The organism is Isoptericola sp. BMS4, assembly GCF_011634835.1.
GTDB lineage: Bacteria > Actinomycetota > Actinomycetes > Actinomycetales > Cellulomonadaceae > Isoptericola.
Window position 1 is genome coordinate 2,045,646 of sequence record NZ_SIRP01000001.1, and the last position, 18,330, is coordinate 2,063,975.

The following is an 18,330-nucleotide window of genomic DNA, read 5'->3' on the forward strand; positions in this document are numbered from 1 at the left end:
CCGGACGGTGGAAGACAAGCGCGTCTCATGCTCCGGCCGGTGCCTCGATCCCGTCCGGCAGCGGCCGGGAGTGCACGGCGACGAGCCGCTGCATCGGGCGGGTCATCGCCACGTAGAGGTCCGAGACGCCGCCGTCGCCCTCCGCGACCAGCGCCGGCTCCACGAGCACGACGGCGTCGTACTCGAGACCCTTGGCGGCGTGGGGGTCGAGCACCGTGAGCTGGGCGTCCTCGGGCTGCTGGGCGAGGAGGCGGGCGGCCTCGGCACCGCCCAGCGCGGCGGGCAGCGCGTCGGCGACCCGCTCGCGCAGGAGGCCGACCAGCCCGGCCGGGGCGATCACCGCCACCCGCCCGGAGCCGTCCCGCTCCACGAACGTCGCGGCCAGCCCCAGGGCGCGGTCCACGGCCGCGCCCACGACCTCGTCCTCACCCTCGTCCTCGCCCAGCCCGACCGGGACGAGCTCGAGCGCGCCGTCGACCTCGCGGGCCGCGGTGAGCTCGGAGACGGGCAGGCCCGCGGCGGCCGCCATGCGCTGGGCCGCGTCCGCCACGGCGGCGGGGGTGCGATAGCTCACGGTGAGCTCGGCGAGGCGCCACGAGTCCCGCAGCACCTCGCCGAGCGCGGCCGCCCAGGACCGCGCGCCGGCGGCGGACGACGTCTGGGCGACGTCGCCGACGATCGTCATCGACCGGGTCGGGACGCGGCGCGCGAGCATCCGCCACGCCATCGGGGAGAGCTCCTGCGCCTCGTCCACCACGACGTGGCCGTACGTCCACGTCCGGTCCGACGCGGCGCGCTCGGCGGTGGTCAGACGCGGGCCGGTCTGCTCGAACCGCGACGCCAATGTCTCCGCGTCGACCAGGCCGCCGCCGGCGCCGCTGGACTCGAGCACCGAGCGGGCGTACTCGACCTGGGCGGCGCGCTCGGCCTCGGCGGCCCGGTCCTGCGCGCGGGCCAGCGAGTCGTCCTCGCCCAGGAGCTCCGCGGCCTCGTCCAGCAGCGGCACGTCGGACTCGGTCCAGGCGGCGTCGGGGTCGCGGCGCAGGGCGGCGCGCTCGTCGTCGGTGAGCTCGGGTGCGGCCTCGGCGAGCCGGTGCGGCTTGGCGAACAGGTCGGCGACGAGCCGCTCGGGGGTGAGGGGGAACCACGCGAGGTTGAGGGCGACCCGCACGTCCCGGTGCGCGCGCAGCTCCGCCGTGAACGCCGCCGCCTCCTCGGGCGACAGGTCGCCGTCGGCGTCGCGCCGCTGGTCGACCAGGCGCGAGAGCATCTCGCGCACGAAGGTCGTGCGCGCCTCGTTGTGCGGCTTGTGCGTCCGCCGGGCGCGGGCGATCGCGTCGCGGACGTCGCGCCTGCGGACGACGACGTCGTGGCCGTCGACCCGCACCGCGACGTCGGCCGCGGGGACCCGCTGGCGCGCGCGCACCGCGCGCCGGATGGCCGCCTGCCACGTCAGCCGCCCCTTGAGGCGGGCCACCAGCCCGTGGTCGGTCGCCGTGGCGCGCACCCCCGGGACGAGCTCGCCGACGGTGGTGGACACGACCCCGGTCTCGCCCAGGGAGGGCAGCACCTGGTCGATGTAGCGCAGGAAGGCGCGGCTCGGGCCCACGAGCAGCACGCCGCGGCGCTCCAGCAGCCGCCGGTGCGCGTAGAGCAGGTAGGCGGCGCGGTGCAGCGCGACGGCGGTCTTGCCGGTGCCCGGGCCGCCCTGCACGACCAGGGCGCCCGCGAGGTCGGCCCGGATGATGCGGTCCTGCTCGGCCTGGATCGTGGACACGATGTCCGTCATGCGGCCGGTGCGCCGCGTCGCGAGGGACGCGAGGAGGGCTCCCTCGCCCGACAGCGACGACGCCGACAGCTGCCCGTCGCTGTCGGGCACGGCCCCGTCGGAGGCCAGGGCGTCGAGGTCGAGCACCTCGTCCTCGACGCCGGCGACGGTGCGGCCGGTGGTCACGAGGTGCCGTCGCCGGCGCACGTCGCCGGGGTGCAGCGCGGTCGCCCGGTAGAAGGCGGTGGCCGCGGGAGCGCGCCAGTCGGTGAGGAGGGAGCGGTGCGCCTCGTCGGCGAGGCCGACGCGGCCGACGTACCGCGTGGTGCCGCCGTCGAGGTCGAGCCGGCCGAAGACGAGGCGGTCCTCCACCGCGTCGAGCTGGGCGGCGCGGTCCTCGTACAGCGTCGCGAACGCGTCGCGCTCGCTGCGGTTCTGCGGTGAGCCGGTCGGGCCCGAGCGCCGCACGTCGGCGAGGCGCTCGCGCGCCAGGTCCCGCAGCTCGTCCAGCCTGCCGTAGAGGCGGTCGACCACCGCCTGCTCGCGCGCCAGCTCGTCCTGCCTGCCCGCCACGCATCCTCCCTGCGTCCTGATGACGTCGCAGCGTCCCACCGCGCACGTGTGCCGCGGCGGCGCTGCGGCGGACCATCATCGCAGACCTGGCGGACGGCCGGGACATCCGCGCCCCGTGCCGCCCGGCCGCGGGCGGGCGGATCGGGCGACGCGCCGGTCGGCCCCCGGGCTCCCGAGGCCCGCCGAGGACTAGGATCGAGCCCCATGAGCAGCGGCGACGTCCGACACACCAGGGCCGTCGGCCCGGTCGAGGACGCGACGTCGGTCGTGCTGCTCGTGGAGGACGACGACGCCGACGCCCTGCTGGTGACCGAGCTGCTCGACGACGCGGGCGTGAGGGTGGAGCTGCGCCGGGCGCACACCGTCGCCGAGGCCGTGGACGCGCTGGCCCGCACGCGCCCCGTGCCGGCGTCCCCGCAGCTCTCGCGCGAGGCGGGTGCGCTGGCCGACGGGCCCGCGCCCGGCTCGCCGGTCGACTGCGTGCTGCTCGACCTGGGGCTGCCCGACGCCGTGGGGCTGACCGCCGTCGAGCGGCTCCGTGCCGCGGCGGAGCAGGTCCACGACGTGCCGGCGCTCGTCGTGCTGACCGGCCACGCCGGCACCGACCAGGGGCTGGCCGCCGTCGCGGCGGGCGCCGACGACTACCTCGTCAAGGGGGAGACGGACGCCGACCTCCTCGGCCGGTCGCTCCGGTACGCGCTGCAGCGGCGCCGGTCGGCCGCGCAGCAGCGCGCCCTGTACCGCAGCGCGGTCCGCGCGGAGGAGACTGCCCGCCTGGAGCGGGCCCTGCTGCCCAAGCCCCTGGTCGCCGACGAGAAGCTGTCGGTCATGGTGGGCTACCTGCCCGGCGGCGAGGGGCTGCTCGGCGGCGACTTCTTCGACACCGTGGAGCAGCCGGACGGCACCGTCCTGTCCGTCGTCGGCGACGTGGCGGGGCACGGGCCCGACGAGGCCGCGCTCGGGGCCACGCTGCGCACGGCCTGGCGGACGCTCGTGCTGACCGGCACCCCGCCGCAGGTCGTGCTCGGGCACCTGGAGCAGGTGCTGCTGACGGAGCGGGCCCGCCGCGAGGTCTTCGTGACGCTGTGCCAGGTGGTGGTGGCGCCCGACCGCCGGGCCGTCGACGTGTACCTGGCGGGCCACCTGCCTCCGCTCCTGATCACCGGGCCGGCCGGCGAGGTCCGCTGCGAGTCGGTGCCGCCGGTGACCCGTGGCCGGGCGCTCGGGGTGCCCGTCGAGGGCGGCTGGGACGCGCACCGCATCGCCGTCGACGGGCCGTTCTCGCTCATGCTCTACACGGACGGTCTGGTCGAGGCGGAGGTCGCCGCCGCCCGGGAGGCCCCGGACGGCATCGGAGCGGACGCCGTGGCGCTCGCGGCCCTGCACGGCAACGGGAGCAAGGTCGGCGAGAGCAGCAAGGACGGCACGGACGCCGAGCCGCGCCCGCCCGGACCGATGCGCCGCCGTACCCCGCGCCTGGGACAGGCCGGGCTCCACGCGCTCGTCAGCGACGACCTGGCCCGGCACGGGATCTCGGGCGTGGTCGAGCGCGTGCTGCGCGAGGTGCGGACGCTGCACGGCGGGCCGCTGGGTGACGACGCCGCGCTGCTCGTGGTCGGGTGGTCCGGGCCCGGTGACACGAGCCCGGGCGTCCGGTCGTCGACGCTGGCGGACTCCGCGGAGTGGGGGCGCGCGTGAGCCGGGTCCGGAGCATGCGGGACACCGTGCGGCGGGTGCTGCTGGTCGTCGGCGCGGTCCTGCTGCTGGCGCTGTGCATGGCGCTGGTCGCCGTCGAGCGTGCCCTGAGCCTGCTGCAGGACGACGCGCCCGACGGCGCGATCGCGTCGGCCCGGCTGTGGAACGAGCTGCTGCTCGTCGTGGTGCTGGTGCTCGTCGCGCTCGTGGTCGTCGTGGGGACGCTCGGCTGGCGGGCCCTGCACCGGAGGGTGACCGACCCGCTGGAGCGCCTCGCGGTGTCGGTGCGGGAGGCCAGCACGGGCGCGCACGAGCGCGAGGTGCGCGTGGAGTCGCTGGGCGCCGGCACCGGGCCGGTCGCCGCCGAGGTGGTGGCGCTCGCCACGGACGTCGAGCAGATGCGGCGCGAGCTGGTGCAGCAGGTGGCCGAGGTGCGCGAGTCGCACGAGGAGACGGAGCACGCCCGTGCCCAGCTCGCTGCCCAGGCCAGGGAGCTCGCGCGGTCCAACCGGGACCTCGAGCAGTTCGCCTACGTGGCGTCCCACGACCTGCAGGAGCCGCTGCGCAAGGTGGCGAGCTTCACCCAGCTGCTGCAGAAGCGGTACGGCGACCAGCTCGACGACCGCGCGGACCAGTACATCGCCTTCGCGGTCGACGGGGCCCGTCGCATGCAGCGACTCATCCAGGACCTGCTCAGCTTCTCGCGCGTGGGGCGCTCCGGCGGCCCCGTGACCGACGTCGACCTCGCCGCGGTGCTGACCCAGGTGCTCCACGACCTGGACGCGCGCGTCGTGGAGACCGGGGCGCGGGTGACGCACGGCCCGCTGCCCGTGGTGCGCGGCGAGCGCGGCCTGCTGGCCATGCTGCTCGCGAACGTCGTCGGCAACGCGCTGAAGTTCCGCGACCCCGACCGGCCCCCGCGCGTCCACGTGGCGGCCCGGCGGGTCACCGCGGCCGAGGCGGCCGCGGAGGCCCCGGACGACCGGAGGGACGGGCCGGACTGGTGGGAGCTCTCGTGCACGGACAACGGGATCGGCATCGACCCGCAGTACGCGGAGCGGGTCTTCGTCATCTTCCAGCGCCTGCACCCGAAGGAGGTCTACTCCGGCACGGGGATCGGCCTGGCCCTGGTCAAGCGCGTCGTGGAGCACCACGGCGGGCGGGTGTGGCTGGAGCCGGCCGAGCACGACGGCGTGCGCGAGGGCACCGTGGTGCGCTGGACGCTCCCCGCGGGCGGGACTGCGCCCGGCGACGACGTCGGCTAGGCTCGGGCGCGCGGCCGGATCTAGCGGCTGACCTGGGACGACGTGCCCGCGCGCGGGGGTCCGGGCGTCGTCGCCGGCCGGTGACGACGGGCCGGAACGGGGAGGAACGAGCATGTCGGAGCAGCAGACGGGGATCGAGGTCCTCCTGGTCGAGGACGACCCGGGCGACGTGCTCATGACGCGGGAGGCGTTCGAGGAGCACAAGGTGGCCAACCGCCTGTCGGTGGTCTCCGACGGCGTGAGCGCGATGGCGTTCCTGCGCCGCGAGGGCGAGCACGCCGACGCGCCCCGGCCGGACCTGGTGCTGCTGGACCTCAACCTGCCGCGGATGGACGGCCGCGAGGTGCTCGCGGCCGTCAAGGCCGACGAGGAGCTGCGGCACATCCCCGTCGTGGTGCTCACCACGTCCGAGGCCGAGGAGGACGTGCTGCGCTCGTACTCGCTGCACGCGAACGCCTACGTCACGAAGCCGGTGGACTTCGAGCGCTTCATCGAGGTGGTCCGCCAGATCGACGACTTCTTCGTCAGCGTGGTGCGCCTCCCGCGTCGCTGAACCCGACCTCGCCGACGGTGACGGCCCGGGAAGGATCCGGCGCCGGTCGTGGTTGTGATCGGTGCGGGCAGGGTGCCCGCGGTGCCGACAGGCATCCTGGCGAGGAGGACGGGCTTTGCTGGACCCGCAGGGGATCTACGAGGTCGACGAGGACGCGGTCGAGCGCGCCGGGCTGGCCGAGCACGACGCGCAGGGCGCGTCGGGCCCGGTGCTGCTGCACGCCGTGACGGGGTTCGTGGACGCCGGGGCGGCCGGCGAGATCGCCGTCGAGCACCTGGTCGAGGACCTGGACACGACCCGGCTGGTGACCTTCGACGTGGACCAGCTGCTCGACTACCGGTCCAAGCGCGCGGCGATGACGTTCGACTCGGACCGGTGGTCCGGGTACACCGAGCCGTTCCTCGCGGTCGACCACGTCGTGGACCCGGAGGGCACCGGCTTCCTGCTCCTGCACGGGGCGGAGCCCGACCTGCAGTGGGAGCGGGTGGTGGCCGCGGTCAAGCAGCTGGTCGACCGCTTCGGGGTCTCCCTCACCGTCGGGTTCCACGGCATCCCGATGGGCGTCCCGCACACCCGGCCCCTGACGCTGACGGCGCACGCCACCCGCTCCGGCCTGGTGGACGACTACACGTCGTACCTCGGCACCGTGCGGGTGCCCGGTTCGCTGCCCGCCCTGCTGGAGTACCGCCTGGGCGAGGCGGGTCACGACGCGCTCGGGTTCACCGTCCACGTGCCGCACTACCTGGCCCAGTCCCGCTACACCCCGGCCGCCGTCGTGGCCCTGCAGCACGTGGAGCGCGCGACCGGGCTGGACCTCGCCACGGGCACCCTCGCCCCGGCGGCGGCGGACACGACGCTCGAGGTCGAGAAGCAGGTCGGGGAGTCGGAGGAGGTGTCAGCGGTCGTCAAGGCGCTCGAGGAGCAGTACGACGCGTTCACCCGCTCGGTGGGGCGCCCGAACCTCCTGGCCGAGCAGGCGCCGCTGCCGACGGCGGACGAGCTCGGGGCGGAGTTCGAGCGCTTCCTGGCGCAGCAGGGCGACGACTGACCGGGTCGGCGTCCGTCCGGATCGTCCGGCGGTGTCCCGGACGGCCCGATGGTGTCGCTCGCGCGGGTCGTGGCGGTTCGACCGCATGGCGATACGGTCCCTCGGAACCGTGGCGCCGGAACGTGGTCCGTGCCACACTTGCGGCGTTGCAGTGGCGGACCTTCGCAGGAACCGGCGTCGGGGGCTTTTGCAGCGACGGGCGGCCGTCCGGCGCGTCCGTGACTGTTGGACGGAAGGTCGAAGGATCAGCATGGCGCAGGGTTCTGTGAAGTGGTTCAACTCCGAGAAGGGCTACGGCTTCATCGCTCAGGACGGCGGCGGGGCCGACGTCTTCGTGCACTACTCGGCGATCCAGGCGCAGGGGTACCGCACGCTCGACGAGGCCCAGCGGGTCGAGTTCGAGATCACCCAGGGGCCGAAGGGGCCGCAGGCGGAGCAGGTCGTCCCGCTCTGAGCGGCCTGTTCCCCCGGTACGAGGGCCGCGACCCGGCGGGTCGCGGCCCTCGTCGCGTCCGGACACGATCCTGCCTGACCGGCCCGGTCCGCCCGACGAGCCCCGTCAGCCGGTGAGGCCGGCGAAGCGGGCGACGTCGTCCGCGACCAGCAGGTGGGCGGGGACGGGCAGCGTGCGCAGGGCTCGGGCGAGCGCCGCGTCGCGCAGGTCGGGCGCGTCCGGGCCGCCCGTGGCGTCCCCGGCGTCCTTGGCGTCGTCGGTCTCCTCGGCCGCCCCCGTCTCCGCGCTCCGTGCGTCGTCGGCGACCGGCGCCCGCACGGCGGCGAGCACGACGTTGCCGTACCGCCGGCCCTTGAGGACGGCGGGCTCCGCGACCGCCCCGAGGCGCCCGGAGCCGACGGCCTCGGCGCCGAAGACGCCGGCGAGCGTCACCAGCTCGCGCCGGGCGAGGTGGAGCGGCGGTCGGTCGGCGCAGTTGGCCAGCAGCAGGCCGCCCGGGCGCAGCACGCGGTGGGCCGCGGCGGCGAAGGCGTCGTCGGCGAGGTGGTCGGGCGTCCTGTCCCCGGCGAAGACGTCGCGCACCACGACGTCGAACGAGCCCGGGTGCAGGGTCTCGAGCGCGTGCCCGGCGTCGTCCGCCCGCAGCCGCAGCGCGGGGGAGCGCGGCAGGGCGAACCACGTGCGCGCGAGGTCGAGCAGGCGGGCGTCGACGTCGACGCCGAGCTGGCGCGACCCCGGCCGCTCGTGGTCGAGGGCGCGGGCGAAGGCCGAGCCCGCGGCGCCCAGGTGGAGCACCCGCAGGGGGCCCGCAGGCAGCGCCGCGACGACGGCGGCCATCTGCTGCATGTACTCGAAGGCGAGGAACCCCGGGTCGGAGAGGTCCAGCGCCGAGCTGGGTACGCCGTTGACGTGCAGCGTCACGAGATGCGGGCGGTCGGGGTCCCGCTCGACCTCGGCCGTGCCGGTGTCGATCGCCACCGGGCCCTCCGGCAGTGTCGGTGCCTCGCGGGATCCTGGTGCACGGCGGCCGGGACGGCGTTCCGGGCGGGCGGTGCCACGGCGGGAGGATCGGGCCATGGCACCAGTCTCCCGTAGCGCGGGCCGGGCGTCGGTGACGAGCCGTTGACAGGGGTCGAACGCGTGTTCGACACTGAGCGGGAGACCGTGGAGCACGGAGGTGGGGACGATGGCGGTTCGGGAGCCGGGACGGACGGCGGACCGGGTGTCGGGTCGTGGGGCGTCGCGGGTCGCGACGGCCCCCGTGCCGGTGCACCGGGGGCGGCCGGTCGTCGACCCGCAGGTGCGCCAGCTCCTGGCGCGGTCGGACGCAGAGCTGGTCGCCGCCACCGCGTCGGTGGACCCCGCCGAACGCTTCGTGCACGCCCACCTCGCGGCGCTGCGGGCCGCCGCGGCCGTCGTCGCGATGCGCGGCCGTCCCTCGCGGCGGTCCGGTGCCCGGTCGGTGTGGGAGATGCTCGCGCTGGTGGAGCCCGACCTCGCCGCGTGGTCGGGGTACTTCGCCTCCGGCGCCCGGCTGCGGGCGGCCGTCGACGCGGGGCGCTTCGACCAGGTGGACCCCCGGCGGGCCGCGGAGCTGGTGGCCTGCGCGGAGGACTTCCGGGACGAGGTCGGGATCCTCGTCGACCCGCAGGCCGGGTTCGCGAGGCCCCTCGACGTGGCGCCGGCGGCGTCGTGAGCCGGTCGTGAGCCGGGGCCCGCGGGCCTCCGGCGCGTTCCGGGACTGGGGGTCCGACGAGACCGGGACCTCCGTGCTGCACGTCGACATGGACGCCTTCTTCGCGTCGTGCGAGCTGGTGCGGCGTCCCGAGCTGCGGGGACGGCCCGTCGTCGTGGGCGCCCACGCCCGGGGCGTGGTACTCGCCGCGACGTACGAGGCCCGCGCGTTCGGCGTGCGGTCCGCCATGTCCATGGCGGCGGCGCTGCGGCTGTGCCCCCAGGCGGTCGTGATCCCGCCGGACCACGGCCTCTACCACGCCGTCTCGGAGTCGGTCATGGAGATGCTCGGGGAGATCACCGCCCTCGTGGAGCGGGTCTCGGTCGACGAGGCGTTCCTGGACGTGCGGGGCGCGCGCCGTCGCCTGGGCAGCCCGACGCAGATCGGGGCACGGCTGCGCGAGCGCGTGCGCGCGGAGCACGGCGTGACGTGCTCCGTCGGTGTCGCCCAGAACAAGTTCGTCGCCAAGCTCGCCTCCACGCACGCCAAGCCCGACGGTCTGCTGCTCGTGCCCGCCTCGGCGACGGTGGCGTTCCTGCGGGCCCTGCCCGTCGGCGCGCTGTGGGGCGTCGGGGACGCCACGGAGCGGGCGCTGGCCCGGTGGGGCATCTCGACCGTCGCTCAGCTGGCCGACACGGACGTGGCCACGCTGCAGGCGGCCGTGGGCCGGGTCGCCGGCGCACACCTGCACGACCTGGCCTGGGGGCGCGACCCGCGACCCGTCGTCCCGGGGCGCGAGGAGCGCAGCATCGGCGCCGAGACGACCTTCTCCCGCGACCTCACCGACCTGGGGGCGGTCGAGGACCGTGTCCTGGAGCTCGCCGACCGCGTCGCCGCGCGACTGCGTCGCCAGGGCGTGGTCGCCCGGACGGTGTCCGTCAAGGTGCGCACGAGCGACTTCCGGACGCTGACCCGGGCGCGCACGGTCGAGGTGCCGACCGACGTGGCGCAGGAGATCTTCCGCGTCGCGCGCGAGCTGCTGGCCGCGGCGGACCTGCGGGGCCTGCCGGTCCGGCTCGTCGGCGTGCGCGGCGAGAACCTGGCGCGACGGGAGGGTTTCGCCCAGCAGCCGACCCTCGACGAGGCGCTCGACCCCCGGCACGAGGCCCGCCGGGACGTGGAGGTCACGCTCGACGCCGTGCGCGAGAGGTTCGGCTCCGCGGCCATCCGGCTGGGGGCCTCTGCGGCCCGCCGGGTGGATCGGGAGGCGCCGACTACCGCGCCGCCGTCAGCGGGCATATCCTGAAGGGGTTACGTTCCGTCGCGAGATCCCGGGGGACTCGATGCCTCTGTCTGAGTACGAGCAGCGCGTGCTGGAGCAGATGGAGCGCGCGCTGAGCAGCGACGACCCTCGTCTGGCCAACACGCTGCAGCAGGCGCGCCGGCGTTCGCCGCTGCGCTACGTCCTGGCCGGCGTCGGCGTCGTCGCCGGCCTCCTCCTCCTGGTTCTCGGTGCGGTGTCATCGACGACCTGGCTCGGCGTGATCGGTTTCGTACTCATGTTCGCGAGCGTGGTGTACGCGTTCGCCGCACCCCGCAGGTCCGGGCCGACCGGCGTCGTGCGGCCGGACGGCACCGTGGACCCGTCGACGCACCCGGGCAACGCCAACCGGCCGGCGGGGACGTCGGCGCCGGCCCCGCGCGGTGGCACCGGGCACGGGACCGGGCGTGGCGGCAAGAAGGACGGCGGGTTCCTGGCCAGGCTCGAAGAGCGCTGGGAGCGCCGCCGCGACCAGGGCCGCTGACTCAGCGGGCCCGGCCCAGCCGGTGCCGCAGGTCGGTCGTGACGGTCGCCGTGAGCTCCGCGAGGCGTCCGGGCTCGGGTGTCCGGGGCGTGCGCGCGTAGCGTGACTGCTCGGCCGCCGCGGCGAGGGCGCCGAGGTCGTCGAGCACGGAGTCGTCCAGCGGTGTGCCGGTCCGTTCACCGACCTGCGTGGCGATCGTCGCCGGGGCGCTCCGCAAGGTCGTCGCGGGCGGGAGCCGCAGGCCCCCGGACTCGATCGTCGCGAGCACCTGCTGCCAGGCGCGTTCGGGGTCCAGGTCGGCCGCGTCGCGGCGTCGGCGCGCGACGAGCACGAGGACGGCCGCGACCAGGGCGGTCACGAGGGTCGCCGTGACCGCCCAGACCCAGCCCGGGACGCCCTCGTCGACGGTGCCGCCCGCGACCGCCGGCGGCGCGCTCGTCGGCTGCTCCGTAGGGGCCTCCGTCTCCGGGGCGGGACGGTCCGTCGCGCGCACGTCGTCCGCCGGCGCGGGCACGGCGGCGCCGCTCCGGTCCACGGTGTACTCGGGGGCGGCGCCCGTCTGCTGGGCCGGCGTCGGCTCGAACCGCACCCAGCCGGTCCCGGCGAAGTAGACCTCCGGCCAGGCGTGGGAGTCCTGGCCGGTGATCTGCCACTCCGTCTCGCCGGTCCGCTCGCCGGGCAGGTAGCCGACGGCGAGCCGGGTCGGGATGCCGAGCGACCGGGCCATGACGACCATCGTGGTGGCGTACTGGACGCAGTAGCCCGTGCGGTGCTGCAGGAAGTCCCACACGGGGTCGCCCGTGCCGCCGCGCGGCAGGCTGGTCGAGTAGGTGAAACGGCCCGGGTCGCGCAGCCAGCGCTGCAGCGCGACGGTCTGGTCGAACGGCGTCGCGGCGTCCCCGACGACCTCACGGGCCGTGGCGGCGATCTCCTCGGCGTGCGCGGAGTCCGGGACCTCGGTGAACGCGGGGTCGGTCGACCCGGTGCCGGCGTCCCGCAGGGCGTCCGCCGACAGGTCGCGGGCGTGGACCTGAGACGTGTAGGTGTCGCCGCGGTCGGTGAGGGAGCCCACGACCTCGTCCCGCACCGGGTCGTAGCGCCACGACCCGGTGGTCTCGACGGTCCGGGGGTCGATCGGCAGGGGAAGCTTGTCGTCGCGGAGCTCGCCGACGGTGAGGTCGAGCTCGTGGGTGGCGGCCGCCGCCGGGGGGTCCTCGGGCCACAGGACCTCGGCGGGCTCGAACGGCTGCCCGTCGCGCTCCTCGCCGCGCTGCCAGCGCCGGCCGTCGAACGCGGAGGCGGTGTAGCTGCGCAGCGGCCCCACCTCCACCTCCGGGTCGGCCGAGTACCGCAGGACGGTCGCCCCCGACCGCGCGGTGAGGTTGCTCAGGATGTCGAGGTCCTCCGCCAGGCGGATGGTGTCCCCGGTGGTGGTGAAGGCGCGGTACCAGCCTCCGGCGGCGCCGGGGAGCGCCGAGGAGGCGCCCCCGAGCGCGCCCGCGGTCAGCGCCACCACGAGCGCGGTGCCCGCCGTGACCACGGCGCGGGCGCGCTCCGCGCGCCGGACGGCCGGGGGCGGGCGTTCTCCGGTGGGCCGGCGCCGAGCGCCCGCGGGGCCGTCGACCGTGAGCAGGAGCAGGAGCGCGGTGACCGTGACGACGAAGACGGGCCAGGGCACCTCGCCGGTGAGGACGAGCGGCGGCCCCCACAGGGCGAGCAGCGGGATGCCCGCCGCCGCGGGCCGGCGCAGGCCCCCGGCGAGCGCGTCGGCGAGCAGCAGGACGAGGAGGGTGCCCCCCACCGCGAGCAGCGCGATCGGGAGGGTCCCGGTCACGGGCGCCACCTCGGACCGGGTGATCTCGCCGGCCTCGCCGAGCCGGGAGACCGCGCGGGCGAGGTGGCCCGGGGTGACGACGGGGTCGAGGTCCGAGGTGGGGCCGCCGTACCGGGCCAGCGCGTACCACGCCGCGACCACGGCACCCGCGAGCGTGGGCAGCACCGACCCGTGGTCGGTGGCGCGCCGGCCGGTGCGCGCGCGGCGCTCGGTCAGGACGCGGGCCGTGGTGGTCGTGGCGGTGACCAGGACGACGCCGACGAGACCGGCCCGGGTCCAGTCCCCGGGCACGACGACGGAGGTGAGCGCGAGCATCGAGGCGCCGACCGCCACGGCGACCAGCACCCCCGTGGCGACCGTCCGCGCGGTCGGGCCGGCGTGCGACGGGATCATGAGACACGCTCCGCGAGGAGCGACCACGCCTGGGCCGGGGGTGTCCCCGCGTCGCACACGGCGACGCGCCAGCCCGCCTGGCGCAGGTCGGCGACCGTGCGGGCGGCGTCGTCGGAGACGTCCTGCGGCGTGAGGACGACCGCCCAGCAGGTGCCGTCGGCGGCGAGGGTGGCGAGCTCGTGGCGGGCGGCCTCGGCCTGCGGGGCCAGGACGGCCACGGTGACCTCGGCGCCCGTCCGGTTGAGCCGCAGGGAGCGGGCGGTGGCCACGATCGCCTCGGTCGCGGCCGCCGCCGACCGGTGGCCGCGCAGGTCCACGGCGGCGTCCAGGACGGCGGCCCGCCCGAGCCCGGCGCCCGAGGAGAACGGCGTCTCGACGGGTCCCGGCGCGGAGCCGACCAGGCGGGCCGGGCGCCCGGCCTCGAGGAAGGCCACGGCGACGGACGCCGCCAGCTCGACGGCCCGCTCGCCGTGGTCGACGCCCCGGGTGCCGTGGGCGGCCGGGCGCGACGTCGCGCGGCTCTCGGGGGGCGGGGGCAGCGTCGATCGGTCGAGGAGCACGGTCACGGGGCGGACGCCTGCGCTCTCGTCGGCGCGGACCATGAGCCGCCCCTGGCGCGCGGAGCCCGCCCAGTGCACGCGCCGCGGGTCGTCGCCGGCGACGTACTCGCGCAGCACCGAGTCGTCCGTGGAGGCCAGCCGCGCGCCCGTGGCGGCCCGGTCGACGTCACCCAGCACGTGCGAGCGGGTCGAGAGGTCCACCGTGCGCGGCCGGACGGCGACGAGGGTGGTCGCCCCGAGCGGCTGCGTCGTGCGGGCCAGGGAGAAGACGTCCGTCCGGGTGGTCAGGAGCGGGCCGAGCGCCCACCGGCCGCGACGCGCGGGCTCGAGCGTGTACCGGACCGAGAGGCGGTCCGGGTGCGCCGTGACCCGGGCGCGGATGCCGTGCGGGCCGGCGAGCTCGTGCGCCGCCTGCTCGGACAGGCGCAGCCGGGCGAGCCGTTCGTACGCGGCGCCGGTGCGGGCGCGGGCGCCGACCTCGAGGCGCACGGCCGTGGTCTGCCCCCGCACCACGGGGTGGGGGGACAGCGTGCGGGTGACGTCGAGGGCCCCGCGCCCGGCGTCGAGCCGCTGCACGCCCATCACCGTCCAGGACGCCACCACGACGAGGACAGCGGCGGCGCCCAGGCCGACGAGGTCGGGGAGCTCGAGCACGACGCCGCCCCCGGTGAGCACCACGCCCGCGCACAGCAGGGCGGTGCCGCGGCCCGTGAGCCGCACCCGGGCGAGCCGTCGCATGGCGGCCCGTGCCGCCCCGGGAGCGCCGGGGCCGGGCGGCGCGAGCTCGCGTGCCAGGGACGCGGTGCTGCTCACGGCCCTCCTCAGCGGCCGCGGGCGGCGCCGACGGCCGGGCCGCCGGGGCGTGCCGCCGGCACGGGGGTGCGCGCGACGACCTCGTCCACGACGTCCTCGGGCCGGGTGCCTCCCAGCCGCGCCTCCGTGCCCAGGACGAGGCGGTGGGCGAGCACGGGGCCGGCCAGCGTCTGGACGTCGTCGGGGAGCACGTGGTCGCGCCCGGACATGGCCGCCAGCGCCTTGGCGACCCGCAGGAGCTGCAGCGAGGCGCGCGGCGAGGCCCCGAGGCGCAGGCCGGGGTGCTCGCGGGTGCCGCGCGTGAGGTCCACGACGTACTGCTTCACCGCGGCCGAGGCGTGCACGGCGCGGACCAGCACGGCGTACCGGGCGACGTCGTGACCGGTCGTCACCGGCGCCAGGCGCGCGAGGGGAGACGTCGCCTCGTGGCCGTCGAGCATCCGCATCTCGGCGTCGTTGTCGGGGTAGCCGACGGCGAGCCGCGCGGCGAAGCGGTCGCGCTGCGCCTCCGGCAGCGGGTAGGTGCCCTCCATCTCGACCGGGTTCTGCGTCGCGACGACGAGGAACGGGCGGGGGAGCGTGTACGACGTGCCGTCGACGGTCGTCTGCCCCTCCTCCATGCACTCGAGCAGCGCCGACTGGGTCTTGGGGGAGGCGCGGTTGATCTCGTCGCCGATGACGACGTTGTTGAAGACGGGGCCGGGGCGGAACTCGAAGTCCCCGGTGGCGCTGCGGAAGACGTTGACGCCCGTGAGGTCGCTGGGCAGGAGGTCGGGCGTGAACTGGATGCGGCCGACCTGGCAGTCGACGGTATGGGCCAGCGCCTTCGCGAGGGTGGTCTTGCCGACGCCGGGGACGTCCTCGATGAGCAGGTGACCCTCGGCGAGCAGCACGGCGACGGTGACGTCCGCGAGCCCGGGGCGCCCCGTGACCACCGTGTCGAGGGCCTCGCGGACCGCGGTCGTCGTCGCGACGAGCTCGTCCAGCCCGCGGGCGAGGGCGTCGGGCCCGAGGCCGTCGGCGCCCCCTGCCGCGTCCGCCTCCGCGCGGGCGTCGCCGATCGTGGGGGAGGCGGGCTCTGGGTGCACGGGTGACCTCCGTATCACGTGCTCGTGACGATCCCTCGAAGCCTAGTCGACGCGAGCTCGCGCGCGTGACGGCGGTCACGATCCACTTCGCTCCCCGGCCGGCCCGCGGGCGTCCCGGAGGGGTCGGCTGCGGTCCGGGGTGCGCCCGAGAGATCCGGATCGTCACGGATGCCCCCGCCCCCGGCGCGCGCGGGACGGGGCGGGGAGCGCCAGGGGCGGCGTCCGCCCTCCACCCGGGTCGCGGGGCGGTGACCTGCGCCGACATCCCCGGACCGGTGCAGAAGCCGTGGAGATGGGGAGAACTCCCCATCACATCCCGCGCTCGGTGGAGGAAAGTGGAGTAGCGTGGAGGCAGCGGGAGCGCGAGGGGAGGTGCGGACCGTGGCAGGTGGACCGGGTGAGATGTTCTCGGGGGCCGGCCTGCTGCTGGGTACGTACACCCCCAAGCTCGACGAGAAGGGCCGGCTCATCCTCCCCGCGAAGTTCCGTGCCCGACTCGCTCCCGGCCTCGTCATGACGAGGGGACAGGAGCGCTGCCTCTTCCTCCTCCCGATGGACGAGTTCGGCCGCATCTACGAGCAGGTCCGGCAGGCTCCCGTCACCAGCCGGCAGGCGCGCGACTACCTCCGCGTGTTCCTGTCGGGGGCGAGCGACGAGGTGCCGGACAAGCAGGGGCGGGTCGTCATCCCCCCGGCCCTGCGCACGTACGCCGGGCTCGACCGGGACGTCGCCGTGATCGGCGCCGGCACCCGCGTCGAGATCTGGGACCGGCCCACCTGGGAGACCTACCTGGCCGAGCAGGAGTCGGCGTACTCCGAGACGGCCGAGCAGATCTTCCCGGACCTGCAGTTCTGAGGCACGACAACCGCACAGCGACCGGCCCCGGCCGGTGAGGCCTCCTCCCGCGAGCGTCTGACGCACTTCCCCGGCGCCAGAACACGCGGAGGGAGACCTGACCGGCCGGGCCGCGCACACCCGGCGACGACCGGAGCCGGAGACGAGCACGAGGAGAGGAGGACCGATGACCGACGACGCGTCCGACGACACGAGCGGTGCGCGCCCCGCGCGCGACCGCCACGTGCCCGTGCTGCTGCAGCGGTGCGTCGACCTCCTCGCCCCGGCGCTGACGGAGCCGGGCAGCGTCCTCGTCGACTGCACGCTCGGCATGGGCGGGCACGCCGAGGCGGTGCTCGAGCAGGTGCCCTCGGCACGGGTGGTCGGCATCGACCGTGACCCGCAGGCCCTGGAGCTGGCGGGCGCCCGCCTGGCCCGGTTCGGCGACCGCTTCACGGGCGTGCACGCGGTGTACGACGAGGTGGGCGACGTGGTGGCCGACCTCGGCCTGCCCGGCGTCCAGGGCGTGCTGATGGACCTCGGCGTCTCCTCGCTCCAGCTCGACGAGGCCGAGCGGGGCTTCGCGTACGCCCGCGACGCCCCGCTGGACATGCGCATGGACCAGTCGCGCGGCCGGACCGCGGCCGACGTGCTGAACACCTACGACGAGCGCGCCCTGGTGCGGATCCTGCGGGACTACGGCGAGGAGCGGTTCGCCCCGCGGGTCGCGCGCGCGATCGTGCGCCGCCGGGAGCAGCAGCCGTGGGAGCGGACCGGCGAGCTCGCGGAGGCGGTGCGCGCCGCGATCCCGGCGGCGGCCCGGCGCACGGGCGGCAACCCGGCCAAGCGGACCTTCCAGGCGCTGCGCATCGAGGTGAACGGCGAGATCGAGGTCCTCGAGCGCGCCGTGCCCGCCGCCGTCGAGGTGCTCGCCACGGACGGGCGGATCGTCGTCGAGTCGTACCACTCGCTCGAGGACCGCATCGTCAAGCGGACCTTCGCCCGGGGGACGACGTCGAGCGCCCCGCCCGGACTGCCCGTCGAGCCCGAGTCCCACCGCCCGTACCTCGAGGCGCTGACCCGGGGGGCCGAGACGGCCGACGAGGCGGAGCTCGAGCGCAACCCCCGTTCCGCGTCGGTGCGGCTGCGTGCCGCCCGACGCGTCCGACCGACCCCGTCGCACATGGAGCCCGCCGCCCGGACGACCGACCGGACGAACCACCGGATGAACAAGGAGGCCCGCCGATGAGCGCACTGCGTGCCCCGGCCACACCGGGGACCCGGACCGGGGCGTCGCCGCGCCGCGCGCCGCTGACCGCGCTGGAGGGCGGCGCCGGCCGCCGGTTCGACGTCGTCCGCGCGCCGCTGCAGGCGACGTCCGGGGTGCCCTTCCTCGTGCTGTGCGCGCTGATCCTCGCGGGCGCGCTGCTCGCGGCGCTGCTGCTGAACACGTCGATGGCGCGCGGGTCGTACGAGGCCGCGGCGCTGCAGCGCGAGGTCGGGCAGGTGGCTCAGGACGTCCAGGCGAAGCAGGCGGAGCTGCGTGCGGCGGAGAACTCGCTCGCCGACCGCGCCCGTGCCATGGGCATGGTCCCCGCGGAGGACCCGACGATGATCAGCGTCGGGTCGCGGTCGGTCGTCGGCGTGGGCGCCGGGAAGGGCGCGCAGGACGGCTCGGAGGAGCCGTGAGCCCGCGGGCGCCCCGCGGCGCGGACCCGACACGCCGACGCCAGGCCGGGGCTGGCCGGGCCGGGGCGTCGCAGACTCGCAGGGTGACTCCCCGGACGACGAACGCCACCCCCGGATCGGGGCGGCCGCGTGGCGCGCAGGGTGCCCCTGCCGCCGGGGCCTCCTCGTCCAGGTCCTCCTCGACCAGGTCTGCGCCCGCGCGATCCACGTCGGCGCGGTCCACGTCGGCGCGGTCCACGTCGGCGCGGTCGGCGGCCGCACGGACCCCGTCGGCGCGCTCCGG

Annotated in this window: 16 protein-coding genes; 11 read left to right on the forward strand and 5 right to left on the reverse strand. The window is 76.4% G+C overall.

Annotated features, from left to right (window positions below):
• Positions 1-25: 25 nt before the first annotated feature.
• The gene (locus EYB28_RS09115) at positions 26-2,341 is read right to left on the reverse strand and encodes an AAA family ATPase (protein ID WP_166846878.1); all 2,316 of its coding nucleotides are present in this window, start codon (positions 2,339-2,341) and stop codon (positions 26-28) included.
• A gap of 204 nt (positions 2,342-2,545) precedes the next feature.
• On the opposite strand from EYB28_RS09115, the gene EYB28_RS09120 reads away from it, so the two are divergent.
• The 5 genes from EYB28_RS09120 (at position 2,546) to EYB28_RS09140 (ending at position 7,356) form a co-directional block, all read left to right on the forward strand.
• Positions 2,546-4,039, forward strand: a complete 1,494-nt coding sequence (locus EYB28_RS09120; RefSeq protein ID WP_166846881.1) for a PP2C family protein-serine/threonine phosphatase — start codon at positions 2,546-2,548, stop codon at positions 4,037-4,039.
• Between the two features lie 14 nt (positions 4,040-4,053).
• Positions 4,054-5,301 carry an ATP-binding protein gene (locus EYB28_RS09125; RefSeq protein WP_166846884.1) on the forward strand — a complete coding sequence of 416 codons (1,248 nt, stop codon included), beginning with the start codon at positions 4,054-4,056 and terminating at the stop codon, positions 5,299-5,301.
• A 112-nt stretch (positions 5,302-5,413) separates the two neighbouring features.
• Positions 5,414-5,854 (forward strand): response regulator, encoded by a 441-nt coding sequence (locus EYB28_RS09130; RefSeq protein WP_166846887.1) that lies wholly within the window; start codon positions 5,414-5,416, stop codon positions 5,852-5,854.
• Between the two features lie 115 nt (positions 5,855-5,969).
• Positions 5,970-6,902, forward strand: coding sequence for a proteasome assembly chaperone family protein (locus EYB28_RS09135; RefSeq protein WP_166846891.1), 933 nt, complete (start codon positions 5,970-5,972; stop codon positions 6,900-6,902).
• 250 nt (positions 6,903-7,152) lie between these two features.
• Positions 7,153-7,356: a cold-shock protein gene (locus tag EYB28_RS09140; protein WP_166846894.1), complete on the forward strand. Its 204-nt coding sequence runs from the start codon at positions 7,153-7,155 to the stop codon at positions 7,354-7,356.
• A 105-nt stretch (positions 7,357-7,461) separates the two neighbouring features.
• On the opposite strand, the gene EYB28_RS09145 is transcribed toward EYB28_RS09140, so the two are convergent.
• The gene (locus tag EYB28_RS09145) at positions 7,462-8,334 is read right to left on the reverse strand and encodes a fused MFS/spermidine synthase (protein WP_240930464.1); all 873 of its coding nucleotides are present in this window, start codon (positions 8,332-8,334) and stop codon (positions 7,462-7,464) included.
• Positions 8,335-8,542: 208 nt separating this feature from the next.
• Here EYB28_RS09145 and EYB28_RS09150 point away from each other — a divergent pair, with 208 nt between their 5' ends.
• Genes EYB28_RS09150 through EYB28_RS09160 form a run of 3 tightly spaced genes read left to right on the forward strand, consistent with a single transcriptional unit; the run spans position 8,543 to position 10,836 of the window.
• Positions 8,543-9,052, forward strand: a complete 510-nt coding sequence (locus tag EYB28_RS09150) for an SAV_6107 family HEPN domain-containing protein (protein ID WP_166846900.1) — start codon at positions 8,543-8,545, stop codon at positions 9,050-9,052.
• 7 nt (positions 9,053-9,059) lie between these two features.
• Positions 9,060-10,337, forward strand: a complete 1,278-nt coding sequence (gene dinB, locus EYB28_RS09155; RefSeq protein ID WP_166846903.1) for a DNA polymerase IV — start codon at positions 9,060-9,062, stop codon at positions 10,335-10,337.
• Positions 10,338-10,374: 37 nt separating this feature from the next.
• Entirely contained in the window at positions 10,375-10,836 is a 462-nt protein-coding gene (locus tag EYB28_RS09160) for a DUF3040 domain-containing protein (RefSeq protein ID WP_166846906.1), read from the forward strand.
• Position 10,837: 1 nt separating this feature from the next.
• On the opposite strand, the gene EYB28_RS09165 is transcribed toward EYB28_RS09160, so the two are convergent.
• From EYB28_RS09165 to EYB28_RS09175, 3 genes are read right to left on the reverse strand one after another with little or no spacing between them, the layout of a single operon-like run.
• Positions 10,838-13,063, reverse strand: a complete 2,226-nt coding sequence (locus tag EYB28_RS09165) for a DUF3488 and transglutaminase-like domain-containing protein (protein ID WP_166846929.1) — start codon at positions 13,061-13,063, stop codon at positions 10,838-10,840.
• Positions 13,060-14,436, reverse strand: a complete 1,377-nt coding sequence (locus tag EYB28_RS09170) for a DUF58 domain-containing protein (protein ID WP_240930465.1) — start codon at positions 14,434-14,436, stop codon at positions 13,060-13,062. The genes EYB28_RS09165 and EYB28_RS09170 overlap by 4 nt, the downstream gene beginning before the upstream one ends.
• Before the next feature lie 8 nt (positions 14,437-14,444).
• Entirely contained in the window at positions 14,445-15,524 is a 1,080-nt protein-coding gene (locus tag EYB28_RS09175; protein ID WP_166846932.1) for a MoxR family ATPase, read from the reverse strand.
• 420 nt (positions 15,525-15,944) lie between these two features.
• Here EYB28_RS09175 and mraZ point away from each other — a divergent pair, with 420 nt between their 5' ends.
• The 3 genes from mraZ to EYB28_RS09190 all read left to right on the forward strand — a co-directional run bounded on the left by mraZ (position 15,945) and on the right by EYB28_RS09190 (position 18,047).
• Positions 15,945-16,379: a division/cell wall cluster transcriptional repressor MraZ gene (gene mraZ / locus EYB28_RS09180; protein WP_166852037.1), complete on the forward strand. Its 435-nt coding sequence runs from the start codon at positions 15,945-15,947 to the stop codon at positions 16,377-16,379.
• A 166-nt stretch (positions 16,380-16,545) separates the two neighbouring features.
• On the forward strand, positions 16,546-17,607 hold the full coding sequence (gene rsmH / locus EYB28_RS09185; protein WP_166846935.1) for a 16S rRNA (cytosine(1402)-N(4))-methyltransferase RsmH: 1,062 nt from the start codon (positions 16,546-16,548) through the stop codon (positions 17,605-17,607).
• Positions 17,604-18,047: a hypothetical protein gene (locus EYB28_RS09190; RefSeq protein ID WP_166846938.1), complete on the forward strand. Its 444-nt coding sequence runs from the start codon at positions 17,604-17,606 to the stop codon at positions 18,045-18,047. Before rsmH ends, EYB28_RS09190 begins: the two co-directional genes overlap by 4 nt.
• Positions 18,048-18,330 lie beyond the last annotated feature (283 nt).

Bases quoted from the DNA above. Each gene is read 5' to 3' on its own strand.
- EYB28_RS09120 (WP_166846881.1), top strand. From the start codon at position 2,546: ATGAGCAGCGGCGACGTCCGACACACCAGGGCCGTCGGCCCGGTCGAG.
- EYB28_RS09125 (WP_166846884.1), top strand. From the start codon at position 4,054: ATGCGGGACACCGTGCGGCGGGTGCTGCTGGTCGTCGGCGCGGTCCTG.
- EYB28_RS09130 (WP_166846887.1), top strand. From the start codon at position 5,414: ATGTCGGAGCAGCAGACGGGGATCGAGGTCCTCCTGGTCGAGGACGAC.
- EYB28_RS09140 (WP_166846894.1), top strand. From the start codon at position 7,153: ATGGCGCAGGGTTCTGTGAAGTGGTTCAACTCCGAGAAGGGCTACGGC.
- EYB28_RS09150 (WP_166846900.1), top strand. From the start codon at position 8,543: ATGGCGGTTCGGGAGCCGGGACGGACGGCGGACCGGGTGTCGGGTCGT.
- EYB28_RS09160 (WP_166846906.1), top strand. From the start codon at position 10,375: ATGCCTCTGTCTGAGTACGAGCAGCGCGTGCTGGAGCAGATGGAGCGC.
- EYB28_RS09165 (WP_166846929.1), bottom strand. From the start codon at position 13,063: ATGATCCCGTCGCACGCCGGCCCGACCGCGCGGACGGTCGCCACGGGG.
- rsmH (WP_166846935.1), top strand. From the start codon at position 16,546: ATGACCGACGACGCGTCCGACGACACGAGCGGTGCGCGCCCCGCGCGC.
- EYB28_RS09190 (WP_166846938.1), top strand. From the start codon at position 17,604: ATGAGCGCACTGCGTGCCCCGGCCACACCGGGGACCCGGACCGGGGCG.